The following is a 21,661-nucleotide window of genomic DNA, read 5'->3' as shown; positions in this document are numbered from 1 at the left end:
CACTCCATCGTCGGGGGATCGGTGATGCGCCATGTGGATGTCAACGAGCGCTGCCCGTCTGGCTGTTGCCCTGCTGCTCTGCCTCCCGGTCGCGGCAGCCTGCGACACATCGGGGGCGGGCGGCGGCCCGCCGCCCGCAAAGAGCCCGGGAAGCGGCGGAGGCGGCGACGACCTGGGCCCGAGGCCGCTGAGGATCCCGGAATGGGGCCCGAAGGGATTCCTGTACGACTACGAATCCGCCGAGGGCATCGCCAACTGGGCCGACATCAAGAAGACGTTCGAGCGCGCCTGCGCGGACGGCACGCTCTGCGTGATCCTGGAGCGCGTCTACCTCACGGAGAGCGGCGCCCGCACCGACGGCCCCTGCGGCTACGACCGGATGGAGCCCGCCGCGGGGACCCCGATCAAGCGGGGCGGGACCGTGTCCGTCGTGGGCGTGTGCGGCCCGGAGTCCGGAGAGCCCACGGATCCGGCGCCCTGAGCACCGCGTTTGTCATGCTCAGGGGTACCCCACGGACGGAGCCGCGGGGGCGCCGGTGCAGGATCGCCCCATGAACAAGACCAGCCGACGTTCCGTCCTCGCCTCCGCCGTCGCCGCCGCGGCCGCACTCCCCACGCTCAACGCCATCGCGGGCAGCGGTGCCACGCCCGCCGCGGCAGCCGACACGTACGGCTCCAACACCGAGCTCTACAGCAAGAACGCGGCGCTGGAAGGCACCGACTGGATGCGCCGCTTCCGTATCGGCGCGCCGGGCGCGGTCGGCGACAACACCAAGGCGTCCAGCGTTCCCGTCGGCAGCACCGCCGTCATCGCGCCGCACGGCGGCGGTCTGGAGGCCGGTACCAGCGAGCTGTGCATGGCCGTGGCCGGATACAAGCCCTTCGCGTACGACACCGATCCGGCGGTCTCGACGGCGCCGGGCGAGCCGCAGCGCGACTTCTGGATGTTCGAGACCCTCAAGAACTCGGGCCCGCAGCACGTCACTTCGACCAACTGCGACGACCCGGCCGCGCTCGCCGTGTGCGCGAACAACCTCTACGCCGTCTCCCTCCACGGCTTCGACGCGGCCGAGCGGAAGATCATCATCGGTGGCCGGGACGAGCGTCTGAAGCGCAACCTGCTGGCCTCCCTGGCGAAGTACGGGATCACCTCCCCCACCACCAGCCTCAATTGGAACGTGAACGTCGTCATAGCCGGGGCCGACGACCCCATCAACGGCGACGACCCGGCCAACATCGTCAACCGGACCCGTACCGGCGCGGGCGCCCAGCTGGAGATCTCCACCGGGCTGCGGGAGGCCATGTTCGGCACCTTCGCGGGCGCGGACAACCGGCGGACCTCCGCCGGTGTGCCCAGCCAGGACAGCCCCTACGCGGACTACTTCTGGAACGGCTTCGTCAAGGGCGTCCGGGAGGCCGTCAAGAACCACGAACTCGGCCTGGACCCCCGCTTCCTCACCTCCTGACCCACCGGGGCCGGGTGCGGGGTGGGCGGTACGGTTCCGGGTGGGCCGCTCGCCCGGGCCCGTACCGTCACGGAGGAAGAGCACGCGCCATGGCCGTCATTCACAAGACCACGATGCAGCCGACCAAGCTGGAGCTCCTGGAGCCCTGGCTCCCGACCCGGCCCTGGTACCGGGGCGGCGCGGGTGCCGCGCCCGTCCTGGAGCGGGCGGGCGGCTTCCGGCTGGACGACCCGGAGGGCGAGGTGGGCATCGACTTCATGGTGGTCACGGACTCCTCGGGCGCGGAGACCCACGCGTATCTGGTGCCGCTGACCTACCGGGGGGCGCCGCTGGAGGGCGTGGAGGGCGCGCTGATCGGGACGTCCGAGCACGGTGTGCTGGGGACCCGTTGGGTGTACGACGGGGCGCACGACCCGGTCCTGCTGGGCGAGTTGACCGCCCTGCTCGAAGGCCGGGCGGTGCCGCAGGCGCAGAGCGTGTCCGACACCGTGGACCCGACGGTGGTGGCCTCGTTCGACGGGTCGGGCGCCTGGGACCTCGGCGCCGCGCCGGTCGTCGAGGACGGGGCGTACGGCACCGACGTACGGCTCGGCGCGGGCGCGCCGGTGCTGCGGTTCGCGCGCGTGCTCGACGCGAAGGCGGCCGGGTCGCGGGGCGAGGTGACGGCGGGCTGGCGGCTTCCGGACGGCGAGGAGCGGCGCGGCGCGTACGTCCTGGTGTTCGACGCGGCCTGACGGTCGGGGCCGGGCTCGGTCCGGCCCCCGGTCCGGCCCCCGGTCCGGCCGTGTCCGGGTCAGAAGACCGACAGGCCGGTGATCGTGGTGAAGCGGTCGAGCGCGGCGACTCCGGCGACGGAGTTGCCGCGTTCGTCGAGGCCGGGGCTCCACACGCAGAGGGTGCAGCGGCCGGGGACGACGGCGATGATGCCGCCGCCCACCCCGCTCTTGCCGGGCAGGCCGACCCGGTACGCGAAGTCGCCCGCGGCGTCGTAGGTGCCGCAGGTGAGCATGACGGCGTTGACCTGTTTGGCCTGGCTGCGGGTGAGCAGCCGGGAGCCGTCGGCGCGGATGCCGTGGCGGGCGAGGAAGCCGGTGGCGAGGGCGAGGTCGGCGCAGGAGGCCTCGACCGAGCACTGGCGGAAGTACTCGCGCAGCAGGGTCGGCACGGGGTTGGCGATGTTGTCGTAGCTCGCCATGAAGTGGGCGAGGGCGGCGTTGCGGTCGCCGTGCGCGGTCTCGGAGGCGGCGACGTCGCGGTCGAAGTCGAGGTCGTGGTTGCCGCTCTCGGCGCGCAGGAAGTCGAGCAGGACTCCGGAGGCGTCGCCGGTCATCCGGTGGAGCTGGTCGGTGACGACGAGGGCGCCCGCGTTGATGAAGGGGTTGCGGGGGATGCCGTTCTCGTACTCCAGCTGGACGAGCGAGTTGAACGGGTTGCCCGACGGTTCGCGGCCGACGTGGTCCCAGAGCGGGTCGCCCTTGCGGGCCAGGGCCAGGGCGAGGGTGAAGACCTTGGTGACGGACTGGGTGGAGAAGGGCTGCTGCCACTCCCCGACGCCGTACACGGTGCCGTCGAGTTCGGCGACGGCCATCCCGAAGCGGTTCGGGTCGGCGGCGGCGAGCGCGGGGATGTAGTCGGCGGGCCGGCCGCGGTCGGTGAGGCCCGTGAGCTCCTCGGCGATCCGGTCCAGGACGGGTGCGAACGTCAACAGCATGAGCACATCATGCGCCGGGCGGCCCCGGGGCGCTGTCGGTGCTCCCGCTTATGATCTTCCCGCTGTCGCCGGTGGCGGCGCCTGGCCAGGTCGTGGCCGGTTAGGGGAGGGGATGTCCACCATGCGTAGTCGGGTCATTCGACGAGGGGGCCTGCGGCTCGCTCTGGCGGGGGCGCTGGCCGCCGTGCTGCTGCCGGCGACGGCCGCCCAGGCGGGGACGGCCGCCCCGCGCACGTACACGGTCTGGCAGTGGAACGTGGCGGGCGACACGGTCCACGACGGCTCCACGACGGACGGCCTGATCACCCAGGCGGCCGGGTCCGTCGTGAACCGCTCGGCGGACTTCGCGGCCTTCAACGAGCTGTGTCAGGGGCAGTACAGCGCCCTGGTGGACGAGCTGCGGGCCAAGGGCTGGCCGCAGGACCCGCAGAACTTCGCGCGCTTCGAGCCGAGCCGCCCGGCGGGCAACGCGTCGGTGTGCAAGGGCGAGGCGTTCGGGAACGCGCTGTTCAGCCAGCGTCCGCTGGGCGGCGCGGCCCGTCTCGCGCTGCCGGACGACGGGTCGGCGGAGAAGCGCAATCTGCTGTGCGCGCCGCTGACCGACGGCACGGCGACGCGCTTCTGCACGACGCACATCACGACCAACCAGTCGTTCAACGTGGCCCAGCTGGAGTTCGTGCGCCAGAAGCTGGAGGAGTACGACGCGGCCGGGGAGACGACGCTGATCGCGGGCGACTTCAACGCCCAGCCGAACTACGGCCGGCTGAACTCGTACTACTCGGCGAGCCTGGACACCCCGAACAACTCCAACAACACCGGCCAGTACCGGGAGCTCGACGACAACGACCCCGGCAACTGCCTGGGGTACGGCGAGTGGACGGCCGACGGCACGCCGGGGACGACGCCCCCGTGCGGCGGGTACGCGAAGATCGACCACATCTTCGTGCGGGAGAGCGCGCTGGCGGGCCCGTACGACGCGGACTCGCTGGCCATCTCGACCGCCTGCACCGGGGTCGCGGCCTGCTCCGACCACCGGATACTCGTCGGTACGGTGACGGTGAAGTAGAAGGCTCGGCCATCCGTGCCCGAGACCGAGTGGCGAAGCCGCGAAGTCCGGGCGAGGGTGGCTCCGGGGGCTGCTCGGGGGGCCGGAACGGGAGTGAGGTGAGCCGGGTGCCGCTGACCGCGGACGAGCCGGGAGCGCCGTGCTGGCTGAGCCTGGCGGCACGCGACCTCGAAGCCGCCGAGCGGTTCTACGGGGCGGTCCTCGGCTGGACCTTCCGGCACGGTCCGCTCGGCCGGGGCTTCTCCGTCGGCGAGCGGGACGGTGTGCCGGTCGCCGGGATCGGCGAGGTCGTCGACCGGATGGCCGTGCCGGTGGCCTGGACGGCGTACTTCGCGGTCGCCGACGCCGACGCGGCGGTGGCCCGCATCCGCGAGCGCGGCGGCACCGTGGGCGTCGGCCCCGTGGCCTTCCCGCCGCGCGGCCGGGCGGCGCTCGCCACCGATCTGGAGGGCGCGGCCTTCGGTGTCTGGGAGGGCCGGATCTCCTCCCGCTGGCGGGTGGGCGAGCAGCACGCCCCCGCCTGGCTGGAGCTGCACACCCGCAACGCCTTCGACGCCGCCGTCTTCTACGGCGGGGTGCTGGACTGGGTCGACGGGAGCGCGGACCGCTTCGAGGTGGCCTACGAGGACGACCAGGTGGTGCTGCGCCGCCAGGGCGACGCCGTCGCCCGGCTGAACAGCGGCCCGGCGGAGGCGGCCTCCGACCAGCCGCAGCGGCGCGCGCGCTGGCTGGTCCACTTCCGGGTGCCGGACCTGGAGCGGGCCACCGCCGCGGTCCTCGACCACGGTGGCTCCCTCGTGCCCGAGGCCGACGCCGGCTGGCGGGCCCCGTCCGGCCGGCGGACCACCGTACGGGACCCGCAGGGCGGGCTCTTCACCCTGGACGAGAGCCCGCCGGAGACCGGGACGTAGGGCCACGGGGCCGTAGCGGCGCGAGGCCGTAGCGGCGTGGGGCCTTGGCGGCGCGGGGTCAGCTCGTCAGGACGACCAGCTGCCGGGTCGCCCTGGTCATCGCCACATAGCGGTCGACGGCTCCTTCGACGCCCTCGCCGAACGCGTCCGGGTCGACGAGGACGACCAGGTCGAACTCCAGCCCCTTCGCGAGCGTCGGGGTGAGCGACCGGACGCGGGACGTCGCCTCGAACGAGGGGTCGCCGATGACGCAGGCGATCCCGTCGGCGTGCGCGGCGAGCCAGTCGCCGAGGATCGCGTCGAGGTCCGTGACCGGTCCGTGGACCACGGGGATGCCGCTGCTCCGTACGGAGGCCGGCACGTTGGCGTCGGGCAGCGCGGCCCGGATCACGGGCTCGGCCTCCGCCATCACCTCTTCCGGCGTGCGGTAGTTGATGGTCAGGGAGGCCATCGTGATCCGGTCGAGGCCGATCCGTTCCAGCCGCTCCTGCCAGCTCTCGGTGAAGCCGTGCCGTGCCTGGGCGCGGTCGCCGACCAGGGTGAAGCTGCCGGAGGGGCAGCGGAGCAGCAGCATCTGCCATTCGGCGTCGGTCAGTTCCTGGGCCTCGTCGACCACGATGTGCGCGAACGGGCCGGCGAGCAGGTCGACTTCGGCGCCGGGCAGGGCGCTCTCGTCGACCAGGCTGTCCCGCAGGTCACGCCCGTTGAGCATCGTCACCGCGCCCTCGCCGTCGTCGTCGGCGGCCAGGATGTTGTCGATGACCCCGGACATGCGCTCGCGTTCGGCGGCGACGGCCGCGTCGTGCCGGCGCTTGCGCAGCGAGGCCTTCGGATCGCCGAGCCGCTGCCGGGCCGCGTCCAGGAACGGCAGGTCGGAGACCGTCCAGGCCTGGGCGTCGGCGCGCCGCAGCGTGCGGACCTCGTCGGGGGTCAGCCAGGGGGCGCACAGGCGCAGGTAGGCGGGGACGGACCACAGGTCGCCGACGAGGTCGGCGGCCTCCAGCATCGGCCAGGCCCGGTCGAGCGTGCCGACGAGCTCCTCGTCGGCACGCAGCGCCCTGCGGAACAGCTCCTCGGGGACGTCCTCGTCCAGATCGGCCACCTTGTCGAGCAGGAGGGACACCAGCTCGTCCCAGATCAGCTCGCGCGCCTCGTTGTGCGGCGTGCCCCGCCCGGCCGCCTCGAAGGCCTCGGCCCAGTCCCCCGCGCTCAGCCGGACGTCGCACCAGTCGGTCTGGACCCGCAGGCCCTCGGTGGGCGGCTCCTCGTAGAAGCGGACGGCCCTCTCGACGGCCTTCACCAGCTCGGCGGACGCCTTCAGGCGGGCCACCTCCGGGTCGGTCTCGGGCGGCGCTCCGGCTCCTTCGGCGACCAGGTCGCGCAGGGTGCAGGTGCGTACGCCCTCCTCGCCGAGGCTGGGCAGGACGTCGGAGACGTAGTTCAGATAGGGCTGGTGCGGGCCGACGAAGAGGACGCCGCCGCGGCGGTGCCCCAGGCGCGGGTCGGAGTAGAGGAGGTAGGCGGACCGGTGCAGGGCGACGACGGTCTTGCCGGTGCCCGGGCCGCCGTCGACGACGAGGGCGCCGCGCGAACCGGCGCGGATGATGGCGTCCTGGTCGGCCTGGATGGTGCCGAGCACGTCGCGCATGCGGGCCGAGCGGTTGCCGCCGAGGCTGGCGATGAACGCGGACTGGTCGTCGAGGGCGGCGTGCCCCTCGAAGCCCTCGGCCGTGAACACCTCGTCCCAGTAGTCGCCGATCCGGCCGCCGGTCCAGCGGTAGCGGCGGCGGCTCGCCAGGCCCATGGGGCTGGCGTGGGTGGCGGCGAAGAACGGCTCGGCCGCGGGTGAGCGCCAGTCGATCAGGAGCCTGCGGCCCTCGGCGTCGGTGAGACCGAGCCGTCCCACGTACACGGGCTCGGCGTCGTCGGCGGTGACGATGCGGCCGAGGCACAGGTCCAGGCCGAAGCGGCGCAGGGCGCGCAGCCGGGCGGTGAGCCGGTGGATCTCGGCGTCCCGGTCCATCGCCTCCCGGCCCAGGCCGCCGGGCGCCCTGCGGAGCTCGTCGAGACTGCCGGACAGTTCGGCGATCGACTCCTCCAGGCTCCGCGCGACGGCCGCGAAATGCCGCTCGTCGGCGGCGATGAGCTCCGGGTCGGCCTTGGCCGACAGGTTCTCGGGAAGGGCGAACGCGGTGGTCTTCAGGGGGTGGTCATGGACGGACGACGACGCATGCACTGAGTGGATCTCCCAATTTCCGCAGGTCCTGGCCTCGGTGGGCGATTCTGCGGTACGCGGGGGGCCTTGCCGCAAGCCCCCCTGTGCGCTATAAGTTGAGAGTGGCAAGGAGAGCGTTCACCTCCTTGCCTTTCTTTTTTGCCCCTCCGCGTACCGTCAGCCGGTCGGCTCCGGCGGTGTCAGGCCCAGTTCACCGGCCGCGCGCGGGGCGAACCAGCGTGCGGTGTCCTGGTCCGTGACCTCGGCGAGGGTGGCCGGGGTCCAGTGCGGGTCGCGGTCCTTGTCGACGACCTGGGCGCGGATGCCCTCGACCAGGTCGGGCGAGGCGAGCGCCGCGCAGGAGAGGCGGAACTCCGTGTTCAGGGCGGCCTCCAGGGAGTCGAGCCGCCGGGCGTGGCGGACCGCCGCCAGGGCCGCCTTGAGCGCGGTGGGCGAGCGGCCGAGCAGTACGCCGGCGGTCTCCTTCGCCTCCGGTACGCCGGAGTCGGTGAGGCGCTGGACGATCTCCTCGACGGTGTCGGCCGGGTAGCAGGCGTCGATCCAGGGGCGGCGGGCGGCGAGCTCGCCGGGCGGCGCGACGCGGGCGAAGCGGGCGACCGCCTCGGCGGCGGGGAGCCGGGTGAGCGCGGCGGCGAGCGCCGGGAGGTCGGCGGCGGGCACGTAGTGGTCGGCGAGACCGGCCAGGATCGCGTCGGCGGCGCCCGCCTGGGCGCCGGTGAGGGCGAGGTGGGTGCCCAGCTCGCCGGGGGCCCGCCCGAGGAGGAAGGTGCCGCCGACGTCGGGGACGAAGCCGATGCCGGTCTCCGGCATGGCGACCCGGGAGCGTTCGGTGACGATCCGGACCGATCCGTGGGCGGAGACGCCGACGCCGCCGCCCATCACGATGCCGTCCATGAACGCCACGTACGGCTTGGGGTAGCGGGCGATCCGAGCGTTGAGCCGGTACTCGTCGCGCCAGAAGGCGGGGGTGGCGGTGCCGCCGGCGCGGGCGTCGTCGTGGATGGCCCGGATGTCCCCGCCGGCGCACAGTCCGCGCTCCCCGGCGCCCCGGACGACGACGGTCTCGACGGCGGGGTCGTGCTCCCAGGCGGTCAGGGCCTCGTCGAGGAGACCGACCATGGCGTGGGTGAGGGCGTTGATCGCCCGGGGCCGGTTGAGGGTGAGGAAGCCTGCGCGGCCCTCGGTGTGCACGAGCACGTCCGGCTCACGGGGGTCGGCGGTGCCGTGGGACATGGTGTCGCTGCTTCCTGCCGGTGACGGACGGTCGGCGACCGGTCCCGCCGGGTGGCGGACCCGCCGCCCGGCGAAACGATCTTCCACCCACCGTAACGGGCCGGCCGGCCCGCGCACAGGGCCTCTCGACCCTGCCCGGTTTCCCCTGCCGGTCGCAGCGGGGGCAGCATGGAAGGAGGCGCCCGTCGGACAGGGCGGGAAGGAGCGCACCGTGACGGGAGGCGCTGACCGGTCCTCCGGTGGCCCCCAGGGGCGGCGGACCGGGTTGCGGAGCGTAGCGGGCCAGGTCTTCGCCCTGCAGGCGCTCATCGCGCTGCTCATCGTCGCGGCGGCCGCGCTGGCGCTCGTCCTCCAGGGGCGGTACGACAGCCAGCGCGAGGCCCGCAACCGCTCGCTGGCCGTCGCCGAGTCCTTCGCGCACGCGCCGGGGCTCGCCGAGGCGCTCCGGTCCCCCGATCCCACCGCCGTCCTCCAGCCCCGCGCCGAGGCCGCGCGGCGCGGCTCGGGCGTCGACTTCGTCGCCGTGCTGGCCCCGGACGGGGCCCGGTACACGGACTCCGACCCGAGCCTCATCGGGCAGCGGGCCCAGGGGGACATCGCGCGGGCCCGGGCCGGTGAGTCGTTCACCGAGGTCTTCCACGGGGCGCCGCACGACGCGGTGCGGGCGGTGGTCCCGGTCCGCGCCGACGACGGGACCGTGGTCGGCATGGTGACCAGCGGCGTCGAGGTGGAGACCGTCGGGCAGGCGGTACGGGGCCGGCTGCCGGTGCTGCTCGGCGCCGCCGCGGGCGGGCTCGTGATCTCGGTGGGCGGCGCCGGTCTGGTGAGCGCCCGGCTGCGGCGCCAGACGCACGGCCTGGGTCCGGCCGAGATGACCCGGCTCAAGGAGCACCACGAGGCGGTGCTGCACTCGGTGAAGGAGGGCGTCGTCATCGTCGCCGCGGACGGGCGGCTGCTGCTCGCCAACGACGAGGCCCGGCGGCTCCTGAAGCTGCCCGAGGACGCGGAGCGGCTGCATGTCACGGAGCTCGGCCTCGAACCCCGTACGGAGGCCCTGCTGCTGTCCGGCCGGACGGTGACGGACGAGGTGCTCGCCGCCGGGGACCGGCTGCTCGCGGTGAACGTCCGGCCCACCGGGAACGGCGCGCCCGACGGCGGCTGCGTCATGACCATGCGCGACACCACGGAACTGTCCGCGCTCACCGGCCGGGCCGAGGTCGCGCGCGGGCGGCTGCGGCTGCTGTACGAGGCGGGGACGCGGATCGGCACGACGCTGGACGTGGTGCGGACGGCGGAGGAGCTGTCGGAGGTGGCGGTGCCGCGGTTCGCCGACTTCGTGACGGTGGAGCTGCTCGATCCGGTGGTGCGGGGCGAGGAGCCCTCGGGTGCGTTCACCGAGATGCGGCGCACCGCGCTCACCGGGGTGCGGGAGGGTTCGCCGCTCCAGCCGGTGGGCGACCTGATCCGGTTCGTGGTGCCGAGCACGCCGATGGCCTCGGCCCTGGACGAGGGGCGTGCGGTGATCCAGTCGGATCTGGCGGCGGCGGACGGCTGGCGGGCGCAGGACCCGGAGGGCGCCGGGGAGGCGCTGGCGTACGGGCTGCACTCGCTGCTCACGGTGCCGCTGCTCGCGCGCGGGGTGGTGCTGGGGATGGCGAACTTCTGGCGCGCCGCGGACACCCCGGAGCCGTTCGGCGAGGAGGACCTGTCGTTCGCGGAGGAGCTGGCGGCGCGGGCGGCGCTCGCGATCGACAACGCGCGCCGGTTCACGCGCGAGCACACGGTGGCGGTGGCGCTCCAGCGGAGCCTGCTGCCGCGGGTGCTGCCCGACCAGAGCGCGGTGACGGTGGCCCACCGCTATCTGCCGGCGAAGGCCGGGGTGGGCGGCGACTGGTTCGACGTGATCCCGCTGCCGGGCGCGCGGGTGGCGCTGGTGGTGGGGGACGTGGTGGGGCACGGGGTGCACGCGGCGGCGACGATGGGGCGGCTGCGGACGGCGGTGGCCAACTTCTCCACGCTCGACCTGCCGCCGGAGGAGCTGCTGAGCCATCTCGACGAGCTGATCGACCGGCTCGGCGAGGAGAACGAGTCGGGGCCCGAGAGCGGCGCCGAGCCGGAGGGGGACGGCACGGCGGAGGGCAGCACGGGCGCCACCTGCCTCTATGTGATCTACGACCCGACCACCGGCGCCTGCACGATGTCCAGCGCCGGGCATCCGGGGCCCGCGCTCGTACGGCCCGACGGCAGCGTGGAGTTCCCCGCGCTGCCGGCCGGTCTGCCGCTGGGCCTCGGGCTCGGCGAGCGCCCGTTCGAGGCGGCCCGGCTGCGGCTCGAACCCGGCAGCAAGCTGGTGATGTTCACGGACGGCCTCCTGGAGGACCGGGTGCGGGACATCGACACCGGGCTCGCGCTGCTGCGGAAGACCCTGTCGCGTCCGGACCGCTCCCCCGAGCAGACCTGCGCGGACGTGCTGGCGGCGATGCTGCTCCCGGTGCCGTCGGACGACATCGCGCTGCTCGTGGCGAGCGCCCGGCGGATCCCGGCGGACCGGATCGCCGAGTGGGAGGTGCCGGGCGATCCGTCGGCGGTCTCCCCGGTCCGCAACCAGGCCGCGGCGCGGCTCGCCGCGTGGGACCTGGAGGAGGTCGGGTTCACGGCGGAGCTGGTCCTCAGCGAGCTGATCACCAACGCGATCCGGTACGGCAAGCCGCCGGTCCGGGTGCGGCTCGTGTACGACCGGGCGCTGATCTGCGAGGTGTCCGACGGCAGCAGCACCTCGCCGCACCTGCGGCACGCGACGGACACCGACGAGGGCGGCCGCGGCCTGTTCCTGGTGGCCCAGTTCGCCCAGCGCTGGGGCACCCGCTACGCCCGCCGCGGCAAGACCATCTGGGCCGAGCTGCCGATCGCCCCCGACGAGCCGGGCGCGGAGGCCGTGGCCCCGCTCCTCGATCCGGACGCCCTGGAGGATCTGGCCTGGTGAGGGCGGGGTACGGTCGGGCGTACCCCGCACCTTGGAGGACCATGTGACCGGCCCCGTCGCCACCGGAACCCTGCACCACGTCGAGCTCTGGGTGCCCGACATCGGCCGGGCCGTCGACTCCTTCGGCCCGCTGCTCGGCTCGCTCGGCTACACGCCGTTCCAGAGCTGGGAGGGCGGCCGCAGCTGGCGGCTCGGGGCCACGTATCTCGTCGTCGAGCAGTCGTCCGCGCTCACCGCGGCCGCCCACGACCGGCTGCGGCCGGGCCTGAACCATCTGGCGTTCCATGTGGCGACGCGGCCGGAGTTCGACCGGCTGGTGGAGGAGGCCGTGGCGGCGGGCTGGCGGCTGCTGTTCCCCGACCGGCATCCGCATGCCGGCGGGGAACAGACCGTCGCCGCCTATCTGGAGAACGCGGACGGGTTCGAGGTCGAGCTCGTCGTCTCGGAGCCCTGACCGGACCGGACCGGGCCCGGCCTCGAACCCGCCCGGCGGGTCAGCCGAGTCCGGTGCGCAGGGCGGTCATCAGGGTCCCGTCGGGGGTGTCGCCCGACATCTCCCAGATGAAGACCCCGAGCAGACCCTTGGATTTCAGCCAGGCCGTCTTGCGTCCGATGGACCAGGCGTCGTCGAAGCTCCACCACTGGCCGCCGGCGCCGGTGTAGCCGTAGGTGGCGCCGGACTGGTCGTCGTGGCGGACGGTGAGCCCGGGGACCGAGGCGATCAGGTTGGCGTAGCCGCGTACCCCGGCCTCCTCGGCGAACTGGCCGGGTGCGGCCCCGGTCGCGCTCTGCCATTCGCCGGCCGCGCCGCCGTCGGTGACGCCCTGCCAGCCGCGGCCGTAGAAGGGGATCCCGATGGTGAGCTTGCGGGGGTTGAACCCGGCGGCGAGGTACGGCTTGATCGCCTCGTCGACGCTGAAGTGGAAGCCGTAGGGGTCCTGGGCGTCGGTGTACAGGTTGGCCTGGTGTCCGGTGCGGTTCGGCTCCCAGGAGTTGTCACTGCCGGCGCCGTGGAAGTCGTAGCCCTGGACCATCGCGTAGTCGAGCGCGGTGGCGGCCTGGGTGAGGTCCCAGCCCTGCCCGATCTTGACCGGGTCGGCGGGGGTGAAGGCGGTCAGCAGGCGGTGCTCGCCGCCGAGTTCGTCGAGCTGCTTGCGGAACTCGGCGACGAGGGCCGCGTTGTTGGCCTTGTCCTGGGGCCCGTAGTGGTTGCCGGGGTGTCCGTCGGGGGAGCCGGGCCACTCCCAGTCGAGGTCGATGCCGTCGAAGACGCCCGCGGCCACGCCCTCGCCTCCGGCGCCGTTGTAGAGGGGCAGATTGCCCTTGATCCACACGTCGACGCAGGAGCGGACGAACTTCTGCCGGGAGGCGTCGGTGGCGGCGATGTCGGAGAAGTACTTCGAGTAGGTCCAGCCGCCGAGGGAGACGACGACCTTCAGCTTCGGGTACTTGGCCTTGAGCTTTTTGAGCTGGTTGAAGTTGCCGCGCAGCTTGCCCCAGCCGTCGTCGGCGACCCCGTCGACGGACTGGGCGGCGCTGAAGGGCCGGGCGTAGTCGGCGTCGGCGTCGCCCGCTCCGGTGCCCTGGTCGGGGTCCTGGGGGTTGGAGCCGACGCCCTTGGTGACACCGGCGAGGCAGGTGAGGTTGACGGGGTCGATGTTCTCGAAGGCGTAGTTGACGACGTCGAGGGAGGCGGCGGCGCCGGAGGTGTCGAGGTTCTTGACGAAGTACTGGCGCCCGTAGATCCCCCACTGGGCGAAGTAGCCGACCTTGAGGTTGCGTCCCTGGGCCAGGTCGGCGGTGGTGACGGTGAGGGCGTTCGAGGGTGGCGAGGCGTTGTCGGCGGCGTCGCGGGCGCGGACGGTGAAGGTGTACGGGTTGGCCGGGCCGAGGCCGCTGACGGTGACCGAGGTGGCGGTGCCCGGCACCGTACGGACGAGGGTGCCGTCGCGGTAGACGTCGTAGCCGACCACGCCCTTGTCGTCGGTGGCGGCGGTCCAGGCGAGGCTCACGCTGGAGGAGGTGACGGCGGTGGAGCGCAGCGCACCGGGGGCGGTGGGAGGGTTGGGGTCGCTCGCCGGGTCCACGGTGGTGACGGTGAGGGGAGGGCTCTCGGCTCCGGTGTTGCCCCGGGTGTCCTTGGCGCGGACGGTGAAGGTGTAGGCGGTGGCCGGGTTCAGGCCGCCGACGGTGGCCGAGGTGGAGGTCGCGGTGGCGACGACGGCGCCCTGGGAGAGGACCTCGTAGCCGGTGACGGTGTGGTCGCCGGGCGCGGCGGGCGTCCAGTCCAGGCTGACGGTCCGTACGGTGACGGCGGTGGCGCGCGGGGCGCCGGGCGCGGTCGGCGGCACGTCGGGAGTGCCGTCGCACTTGCCGCCGTTGACGGTGCAGCCGGTCGGCGCGGTCTGCGGGCCGGTGGCCACGAACCAGTAGCTGTAGGGCTCGGTGGAGCCGCCGGCGGGGACGGTGCCGTTGTAGTGGGCGTTGCGGACGGTGACGTGCCGGCCGGTGACGGTGGCGTCGCCGTTGTAGTGGGAGCTGATGCTGACGCCCGTGGGCAGGTCGAACTCCAGGGTCCAGCCGTTGACGGGGCTGGTGGTGCCGTTGCGGATGACGAGGATGCCGCGCCACCAGCTGCCGTTGTTCTCCGAGGTGAAGGTGGCGGTGACGGCGCCGGCGGCGTGCGCGGGGGCGGCGGCCGGGCCGGTGAGGGCGGCGATCGGGAGGAGGAGCGCGGCGAGCAGGACGAGGAGTCCTCTGCCGTGGTGCGGCCGTCTGCGGCGGCTTCTCCGGTCTGTGTCCATCGGGTCTCCCTGGACGCGTGTGAGGGGTGGAGCGCGTCGCGGGACCGTGTGGGGGCCCGGGTCCGGCCTTGCGGCTGTGGGACCGCCGAACGGGAGCCAACGGCACCGTAGTTGGTACGGACCATTGCGTCAACGCGGTGCGGAACGCTTGACGTCGCCCAGTGGTCTACTCCACCGTGGAGCCGGGTCGGGGACAGTGCCGGTGTGGGCCGGCCCCGCCCCCGCCCGGCACCACCGTTCCACGCAGGACCGTGTACGCACGGCCCGGCCGCCCCTTCACCGGGGGCGGCCGGCATGCCGCGCGGGCGCCCCTCAGACCCCCGGGGGCGCGGCGACGGCCCCGGCGTCGGGGAGGTGCAGGACCGCGTCCACGCCGTCGAGCGTCGCCCGGTCGAGCGGGAAGTACCCCTTGGCCGGGTCGGCACCGGTCCGCCCGCGCCCGTCGGGCACCTCACCGGCCCGGACGACCTCCCCCACCCCGCCGACCAGCCCCTGGAGGGCTCCTTCGTACGTGTCCGGCTCGGGGTCCGCGAGCCCGAGGGCCGCGCTGCGGCCGACGCTCCCGGCGACGCACACGTACCGCTCCCCCAGGAGCGACCCGACGATCCCGCCCGCGCAGGACCAGGTCGCGCTCAGCTCCCCCGCGCTCCAGGAGCTCGGGGTGCGCTGGAGGTGCAGGTTGTGGGCGAAGACGAGTGTCGGGCCCCTGAGTTCCTCGGCCTCCCGCACGGCGAGCAGGTTCTCGGCCATGAGCGCGTCCCGGGTGGCCAGCAGTCGGGTGATACGCGCGCCCGGGTCGCCCGGCTCGGCGCACTGCCGGTGGTAGCGCAGCAGCCCGATGCCGGCGGTGAGGTGGGTCCGCGCACGGCGCCAGGCGGCGAGCGAGGTCGCCGCGATCAGCTCCGGCGCACGGGAGTGGAGCATGGTCACCAGGTCGTCGGCGAGGGCCCGCGCCCGCTCGGCCCCGGGGGTGGCGCCGGGCGACGCGGCGGCGTCCAGGACGGCCTCCTGGCGGCTCCAGCGCTCGTCGGCGCCGAGCAGATCCGCGAGGACGTCGTCGCGGTCGAGCCCGAGGTAGTCGCGGACGTGCTCCAGGGCGGCGCGGGGGCTGGGCGCGCTGTAGTTCTCGGTCGGGATGTCGAAACCGTGGAAGGCCAGCCGCTCGGCGCGCGGGCGGCCCGCGTTGTGGTGGCGCATCCAGGCGACGAGCTCCCGGTTGGCGTCGAGGCCGCCGAAGCCGTGCGAGAAGCCCTCGGCCAGGACGGAGTCGAGGCTTCCGGCCCCGCCCTGGACGTAGTCGTCGACGCGCAGCGCGGCCACGCGGTCGGTCTCCAGGGCGATCGACCGGAAGCCGCGTTCGGCCAGCCGGGCGAGGAGCGCGTTGCGCACCCGCCCGAAGGCGGGCTCCTGGTGGGTCGGTTCACCGAGGCCCAGCACGGTGCGGGAAGGGGTGACGAGGTCGAGGATGTCGTGACTCATGAACCTCCACCGTATCCTTGAAAGAACGGTGGAGACTTGACGAAGAACAGCCCCCGCACCAAGCCCCACCCTCCCGCGAAGTCTCAAACAGGGAGCAGCGTGCGACCGACCGACCTGGCCCGCCGCCACGGCATCTCGACCCAGGCGGTCCGCAACTACGAGGCGGACGGATGCCTCCCGCCCGCCGAGCGCACGCCCAGCGGCTACCGGGTCTACACCGAGGCGCACGCGGCGGCCCTTGACGCCTATCTCGCCCTCGTCCGGGCGTACGGGCACGCCGTCGGCGGCCGGATCATGAACGCGCTGCACGCGGGGGCGCTCGACGACGCCCTGACCGCCGTCGACCGGGGCCACGCCCAGTCGCTCCGCGACCGGGAGACCCTCGACGCGGTGCGCGGCGCGGTGGGGCATCTCCTGGAGCACCCGGCCGAGGACTCCGGGACCGCCCCGGGCGCCCGCACCGTGGGCGAGCTCGCGCACCGGCTCGGGGTCACCCGGGCGACCCTGCGCAACTGGGAGGGCGCCGGGATCCTCACTCCCGCGCGGGACCCCGCGACCGGCCACCGCGTCTACGGGGCGGACGACGTCCGCGACGCCGAGCTGGCCCACCTCCTGAGGCGCGGCGGCTACCCGCTGGACCGGATCGCCGAGGTGGTCCGGCAGATCCACACGGCGGGCGGCACGGAGGCGCTCGCCACCGCGCTGGAGAGCTGGGAGGAGCGCCTCACGGCACGGCGGCTCGCGATGCTGGACGCCTCCGCCCGCCTGGGCCACTACCTGGAGATCCATCCACTCCAGCCGTAGTACTCTCCCTGGAGTACCGGAGTACCGGAGTACCGGGGTGAAGGCGCCGGTCCGACGACAGGAGTGACCGCGGTGGCCCGCAGCAACCCCGAGCGCCGGGCGGCGCTCGTCGACGCCGCCATCGAGGTGCTCGCCCGGGAAGGGGCCAGGGGCCTCACCTTCCGCGCGGTGGACACCGAGGCAGGCGTGCCGCCCGGCACCGCGTCCAACTACTTCGCCAACCGCGACGACCTGCTCACCCAGGCGGGCGCCCGGGTCTACGAGCGGCTCCAGCCGGACGAGGCGACCATCGAGCGGCAGCGCACGGCGAGCCCCGACCTCGCCACGTACACCGTGCTCATGAAGGAGCTCGTCGGCCGGGTCAGTTCCTTCCGCACCGGCTATCTGGCCCTCCTGGAGCTGCGCCTGGAGGCGACCCGGCGCCCGGAGCTGCGCCAGGTGCTCACCGAGCGGGTCCGCGCCGACGTCGAGGCCAACGTCGCCTACCACGAGACCTCGGGGCTGCCCGGCGACGGAACGGCCGTCAAGCTGCTGATGCTGACCTTCAACTGGCTGATCGTCGAACAGCTCACGCTCCCGGACGTCTTCTCCGAGGAGGAGCGCGACGCCCTGATCGAGGCGGCCGTCGCCCGTATCGTCGGCGGCTCCGGAGCCTGACCGGGTCCCGGCCTCCTCACAGCCGTTCGGCGAACCAGCCCGCCGCCAGCTCGCCCACCCGCTCCAACTCCCCCGGCCCCTCGAAGAGATGCCCCGCGCCGGGCACCGTGACGAGCCGGTGCTCGCAGCGCAGGCGCCGTTGAGCCCGCTCGTTGAGGTCGAGGACCTGGGGGTCCGCGCCGCCGACGATCAGCAGGGTCGGCGCCGTCACCTCGGGCAGCCGCTCGTCCGCCAGGTCGGGGCGCCCGCCCCGGGAGACGATCGCGGAGACACCGCTGTCCGTTTCGGCGGCGGCCCACAGCGCGGCGGCGGCGCCCGTACTGGCCCCGAAGTAGCCGGTGCTCAGGGCCCCGGCGCCGAACCGGCCGGTCAGCCAGTGGCTCGCCTGCCGCAGCCGGTGCGCGAGCAGCGGGGTGTCGAAGACGTTGGCGCGGTCGGCCGCCTCGGCCTCGGTGAGCAGGTCGAAGAGAAGGGTGCCGAGGCCGGCCCGGTTGAGGGTGGCGGCGACGGCCAGGTTGCGCGGACTGTGCCGGCCGCTGCCGCTGCCGTGCGCGAACAGCACGACGCCGGTGGCCTGTTCGGGCAGGGTGAGCCGCCCGCCGACCGTGGTGCCGCCGAGCGGGATCAGCACCTCGGTGTCCTCCGCGCGCCCGCCGCTCCCCGCGCGGCGCGTGCGCAGACAGGCGACGACCTCCTCGTCGGTGGTCTGCGAGAAGTCGTCGTAGAACTGCCCGATCGCGTAGAACGACTGGGGCTCGCGCACGCTGTACGTCTCGTCCGCCGCGCCCGCGACCCGCGCGGCCCAGTCGTGCGGCGCCACCGGTACGGCGAGCACGATCCGGGCGGCGCCCCGGGCCCGTACCACCTGGCAGGCGGCGAGGGCGGTGGCGCCGGTGGCGAGGCCGTCGTCCACGACGACGGCGGTACGGCCCCTCGGATCGGCGGAACCGCGCGCCGCCTCGTACCGCCGGGCGCGCTCCTCCAGGACGGCCCGCTCCCGGGTCTCGACCTCGGCGAGCAGGGCGGCGGAGACACCGCTGTCGGAGAGGACCCGGTCGTTGAGGACCCGGACGCCGTCCTCGCCGATCGCCCCCATGGCGAGCTCCGGCTGGTAGGGCACGCCGAGTTTGCGTACGAGACAGATGTCGAGGGGCGCGTCGAGGGCGTCGGCGACCTGGGCGGCGACGGGCACTCCCCCGCGGGGCAGCCCGAGGACGACCAGGTCCTGCCCCTTGAGGGCGGTCAGCCGGGCGGCGAGCTGCCTGCCGGCGTCGGTGCGGTCGGTGAAGTACATGTCCTGCCCGCCTTCCTGGCCCGCGTCTCCACGGAGGAACAGCCTGGTCAGAGCCCCGCCCATACACCCAGGCTAGCCCTTCGCGCGTCATGCGCTCCGGTGATCATGTCCGTCCCGGGGAGGGACGCGCTCCCCCACGGGGGCGGCGAGGATGGACGGTCCGCGCCCGGATCCCGGGTGCGGACCGACCGACGGAGGGGATTCCATGCGTTTACGCGTGACGCACCCGGCACGGACGACGGCCGTGGCCGCGACCGCCCTGCTGACCCTGTCCCTGGGGGTGCTGCCGGCCCAGGCGGCGGACGCCACGAGGACGACACCACCGACCACGGCGGCGGCCCGCCACACCCCCGCCCTGGACCGCGCGGCGCTGCGGGCGTCGCTCGACGCCTTCCGGGACGCCGGGATGTACGGGGCGTTCAGCTCGGTCCGCAGCGGCCAGGAGAAGTGGCGGGGCGCCACGGGCGTCGCCGACACGGCCACCGGACGCCCGATGGCCCCGGGCTTCGAGCACCGGATCGGCAGCATCAGCAAGACCTTCACGGCCGTGGCGGTCCTCAAGGAGGTGGAGCGCGGCCGGATCGACCTGGACGCCCCCGTCGGCCGCTACCTCCCGGGCCTGGTCACCGGCGAGCGCGCCGAGAAGGTCACCGTACGGATGCTGCTCAACCACACGAGCGGCATCGCCGACTACATCCTGCCCGCCTTCCCCGGCATCCTGGAGGACCCGGGCGCCACGCTCGACCGCAACCGCCTGCGCCCCATCGAGCCCGAGGAACTGGCCCGACTGGGCCTGGCCGCCACACCGGCACCGGAACGCGGCAAGCACTCCTACTCCAACACCAACTACATCCTGGCCGGCCTGATCCTGGAGAAGACCACCGGCCAGGACGCCGAGACGTACATCACCCGCAACGTCATCCGCCCGGCGGGCCTGCGCCACACCTACTACCCGACGTCGCCGTCCCTCAGGGGCCCGCACGCGGGGATGTACGAGTCGTTCTACGGCCTGATAGACCCGCCGCGCGACTACAGCACGTACGACATGTCGTGGGCGAGCACGGCCGGCGCGATGGTGTCGACCATGGACGACCTCAACACCTTCTACCGCAAGCTGCTCGGCGGAAAGCTGCTCGGAGCGGCGGCGCTGCGGGAGATGAAGACCACGGTGCCCGGATACGAGACACCGCCCGGCGAACAGCCGGTGCTGCGCTACGGCCTGGGGATCTACACGCTCAAGATGCCCGGCGGCGCCTGGTACTGGGGCCACGACGGCGCGGTGTTCGGCGCGGGCACCTGGTCGCTCGCCACGGAGGACGGCCGCCGTCAGGTCTCCCTCGCGTACAACTACATGAAGTACGAGCGCTTCGACGAGCACGGACAGCAGCTTCCCGACCCGATCACCCCGGCGATGGTCGCCTACATGGACGGCGCGCTGGGCGGCGCCCCGGCCCCGAAGGGGCTGCGGAGCGCCACCCCGGTGCTGCCGCCGCTGGTCGACAGGCTGCCGGTGCGCTGAACCCCCGGCGCCTAACGGCCCGCCCGGGCCGCGCGGCGGATCGTGGCGTCCACCAGGGCGAGCGCGTCCGCCGCGGTACGGCCCGGGGCACGGTTCCAGGGCCCGACGAGCTCGGTCCAGCCGCGTGAGCGCAGCTCTTCGAGCATCCACGCCCCCGCCTCGTTCATGGTGGGGGCGCTGCCGTAGCCGAGCCGGTGCGCGGCGATCATCGCCCCGCAGACACACCGTGCGCCCCGCGCGTCACGCAGCTTGTACGGGGTGTTCTGCCAGCCCCACTCCGTCAGGACCCGCCGGGCGTGGGCGAGATGGACCGAGGGGCGCACGTCGGGGCTGCCGATCCGGCGCCAGGCGTGCAGCCGGTCGGGCAGGATCGCGCCGAGCCGGCCGGGCAGCGCGCGTTCGGCGGGCGCGGCGGGCGGCAGCGCGTCGAGGGCCTCGGCGACGAGCCGGTCCACCGGGACGGACAGCAGCCGCCGCCAGTCCTCGGGCGGAGCCTCGGGCCAGCGGGCCACAATCTCCTGCCAGGCGGCGCTGTCGAGGAGGGCTGCTGCCTCCCGGTCGAGAACATCAGGGTCAGTAAGGACACGCATCCGCAAACTCCTCCGCATTCGTACCGATACTCGTACGAATGTCGGCTTTGCGCATCCGGTCCTTGAACAGTCACCCCCAAAGCACCCACCCGAAGCCCGCAAGGACGTACGGTCATGCCCGAGTTCCCCGAACGTCACGCACGAAGGAGCACAAGCACATGAAGATCGCCGTACTCGGCACCGGTGACGTGGGCCGCCAACTGGCGACCAAGCTGGTCGCGCTCGGTCACCAGGTGACGCTCGGCTCCCGGTCCGCGGACCACGAGGGCGCGACGGCGTGGGCGGCCGAGAACGACGCGGCGCACGGCACGTTCGCCACGGCGGCGGCCGGCGCGGAGCTGGTGGTGAACGCCACCGGAGGGATGGTGTCGCTGGCCGCGCTGGAGGCGGCGGGCGCGGAGAACCTGGCGGGCAAGGTCCTGGTCGACGTGTCGAATCCGCTGGACTTCTCGGAGGGGTTCCCACCCAAGGTTGCGACCCCGGACGGCGCCAGCCTGGCCGAGCAGATCCAGCGCACCTTCCCCGGGGCGAGGGTCGTGAAGACCCTCAACACCATGACGAACACGGTGATGGTGGACCCCGCGCGGGTCCCCGGCGACCACGTCGTCTTCGTGTGCGGCGACGACGCGGAAGCCAAGGAGACCGTCACCGCCCTCCTGGCGTCCTTCGGCTGGCCGAAGCCCCGGATCATCGACCTGGGCGACCTCTCGGGCGCCCGGGGCACCGAACTGGTACTGCCCCTGTGGCTCCGCCTGATGGGCACGCTGGGCACGGGCGACTTCAACTTCGCGATCCAGAGGGCCTGACGCCACGGGGGTACGGGGGCGCGGGTCCGGGGGGGGGGGGGGGGGGGGGCCCCCCCCGGCCCCCCCCCCCCCCCCCCGGCCCCGCCGCCCCCCCCGCCCGCG

General features: G+C 73.9%; 18 protein-coding genes. 11 read left to right on the top strand and 7 right to left on the bottom strand.

Annotation, left to right across the window (positions count from 1 at the left end; genetic code table 11):
- The first annotated feature begins 37 nt into the window (after positions 1-37).
- From ABTZ54_RS16255 to ABTZ54_RS16245, 3 genes are all read left to right on the top strand, one after another.
- A complete protein-coding gene (locus tag ABTZ54_RS16255; RefSeq protein WP_351663101.1) occupies positions 38-481 on the top strand; it encodes a hypothetical protein in 444 nt (147 codons plus the stop codon).
- 70 nt (positions 482-551) lie between these two features.
- Positions 552-1,466, top strand: a complete 915-nt coding sequence (locus tag ABTZ54_RS16250; protein ID WP_351663098.1) for a poly-gamma-glutamate hydrolase family protein — start codon at positions 552-554, stop codon at positions 1,464-1,466.
- Between the two features lie 89 nt (positions 1,467-1,555).
- Entirely contained in the window at positions 1,556-2,200 is a 645-nt protein-coding gene (locus tag ABTZ54_RS16245) for a maltokinase N-terminal cap-like domain-containing protein (protein WP_351663095.1), read from the top strand.
- Positions 2,201-2,259: 59 nt separating this feature from the next.
- Here the strand turns inward: ABTZ54_RS16245 and ABTZ54_RS16240 are convergent, their stop codons facing one another.
- Positions 2,260-3,177 carry a glutaminase gene (locus ABTZ54_RS16240; RefSeq protein WP_351663092.1) on the bottom strand — a complete coding sequence of 306 codons (918 nt, stop codon included), beginning with the start codon at positions 3,175-3,177 and terminating at the stop codon, positions 2,260-2,262.
- Between the two features lie 121 nt (positions 3,178-3,298).
- Here ABTZ54_RS16240 and ABTZ54_RS16235 point away from each other — a divergent pair, with 121 nt between their 5' ends.
- Positions 3,299-4,243 (top strand): endonuclease/exonuclease/phosphatase family protein, encoded by a 945-nt coding sequence (locus ABTZ54_RS16235; protein WP_351663089.1) that lies wholly within the window; start codon positions 3,299-3,301, stop codon positions 4,241-4,243.
- Between the two features lie 107 nt (positions 4,244-4,350).
- On the top strand, positions 4,351-5,154 hold the full coding sequence (locus tag ABTZ54_RS16230; RefSeq protein WP_351663087.1) for a VOC family protein: 804 nt from the start codon (positions 4,351-4,353) through the stop codon (positions 5,152-5,154).
- Positions 5,155-5,212: 58 nt separating this feature from the next.
- On the opposite strand, the gene helR is transcribed toward ABTZ54_RS16230, so the two are convergent.
- Positions 5,213-7,390 carry an RNA polymerase recycling motor ATPase HelR gene (gene helR, locus ABTZ54_RS16225; protein WP_351663084.1) on the bottom strand — a complete coding sequence of 726 codons (2,178 nt, stop codon included), beginning with the start codon at positions 7,388-7,390 and terminating at the stop codon, positions 5,213-5,215.
- Between the two features lie 156 nt (positions 7,391-7,546).
- Positions 7,547-8,623, bottom strand: coding sequence for an enoyl-CoA hydratase/isomerase family protein (locus tag ABTZ54_RS16220; protein ID WP_351663081.1), 1,077 nt, complete (start codon positions 8,621-8,623; stop codon positions 7,547-7,549).
- 211 nt (positions 8,624-8,834) lie between these two features.
- On the opposite strand from ABTZ54_RS16220, the gene ABTZ54_RS16215 reads away from it, so the two are divergent.
- Together ABTZ54_RS16215 and ABTZ54_RS16210 are read left to right on the top strand one after the other, a co-directional pair.
- The gene (locus ABTZ54_RS16215) at positions 8,835-11,606 is read left to right on the top strand and encodes a SpoIIE family protein phosphatase (protein ID WP_351663078.1); all 2,772 of its coding nucleotides are present in this window, start codon (positions 8,835-8,837) and stop codon (positions 11,604-11,606) included.
- A 43-nt stretch (positions 11,607-11,649) separates the two neighbouring features.
- A complete protein-coding gene (locus ABTZ54_RS16210) occupies positions 11,650-12,060 on the top strand; it encodes a VOC family protein (RefSeq protein WP_351663075.1) in 411 nt (136 codons plus the stop codon).
- Between the two features lie 40 nt (positions 12,061-12,100).
- Here the strand turns inward: ABTZ54_RS16210 and ABTZ54_RS16205 are convergent, their stop codons facing one another.
- Positions 12,101-14,410 (bottom strand): glycosyl hydrolase family 18 protein, encoded by a 2,310-nt coding sequence (locus tag ABTZ54_RS16205; protein ID WP_351663072.1) that lies wholly within the window; start codon positions 14,408-14,410, stop codon positions 12,101-12,103.
- Positions 14,411-14,722: 312 nt separating this feature from the next.
- On the bottom strand, positions 14,723-15,889 hold the full coding sequence (locus tag ABTZ54_RS16200) for an erythromycin esterase family protein (RefSeq protein ID WP_351663069.1): 1,167 nt from the start codon (positions 15,887-15,889) through the stop codon (positions 14,723-14,725).
- Positions 15,890-15,988: 99 nt separating this feature from the next.
- Here ABTZ54_RS16200 and ABTZ54_RS16195 point away from each other — a divergent pair, with 99 nt between their 5' ends.
- Positions 15,989-16,693 (top strand): TioE family transcriptional regulator, encoded by a 705-nt coding sequence (locus ABTZ54_RS16195; RefSeq protein WP_351663067.1) that lies wholly within the window; start codon positions 15,989-15,991, stop codon positions 16,691-16,693.
- A gap of 72 nt (positions 16,694-16,765) precedes the next feature.
- Positions 16,766-17,350, top strand: a complete 585-nt coding sequence (locus ABTZ54_RS16190) for a TetR/AcrR family transcriptional regulator (protein WP_351663064.1) — start codon at positions 16,766-16,768, stop codon at positions 17,348-17,350.
- 16 nt (positions 17,351-17,366) lie between these two features.
- On the opposite strand, the gene ABTZ54_RS16185 is transcribed toward ABTZ54_RS16190, so the two are convergent.
- Positions 17,367-18,644: a phosphoribosyltransferase family protein gene (locus tag ABTZ54_RS16185; RefSeq protein WP_351663695.1), complete on the bottom strand. Its 1,278-nt coding sequence runs from the start codon at positions 18,642-18,644 to the stop codon at positions 17,367-17,369.
- 205 nt (positions 18,645-18,849) lie between these two features.
- On the opposite strand from ABTZ54_RS16185, the gene ABTZ54_RS16180 reads away from it, so the two are divergent.
- The gene (locus ABTZ54_RS16180) at positions 18,850-20,163 is read left to right on the top strand and encodes a serine hydrolase domain-containing protein (RefSeq protein WP_351663061.1); all 1,314 of its coding nucleotides are present in this window, start codon (positions 18,850-18,852) and stop codon (positions 20,161-20,163) included.
- 11 nt (positions 20,164-20,174) lie between these two features.
- Here the strand turns inward: ABTZ54_RS16180 and ABTZ54_RS16175 are convergent, their stop codons facing one another.
- On the bottom strand, positions 20,175-20,753 hold the full coding sequence (locus ABTZ54_RS16175) for a DUF6197 family protein (RefSeq protein ID WP_351663058.1): 579 nt from the start codon (positions 20,751-20,753) through the stop codon (positions 20,175-20,177).
- Between the two features lie 158 nt (positions 20,754-20,911).
- On the opposite strand from ABTZ54_RS16175, the gene ABTZ54_RS16170 reads away from it, so the two are divergent.
- Entirely contained in the window at positions 20,912-21,559 is a 648-nt protein-coding gene (locus ABTZ54_RS16170; RefSeq protein ID WP_351663055.1) for an NADPH-dependent F420 reductase, read from the top strand.
- The last annotated feature ends 102 nt before the right edge of the window (positions 21,560-21,661 follow it).

Source organism: Streptomyces sp. NPDC094032 (assembly GCF_040303965.1).
Classification (GTDB): Bacteria; Actinomycetota; Actinomycetes; order Streptomycetales; family Streptomycetaceae; genus Streptomyces.
Note: the sequence above shows the minus strand (reverse complement) of the source record. Positions and strands in the feature narration are given on the sequence as shown.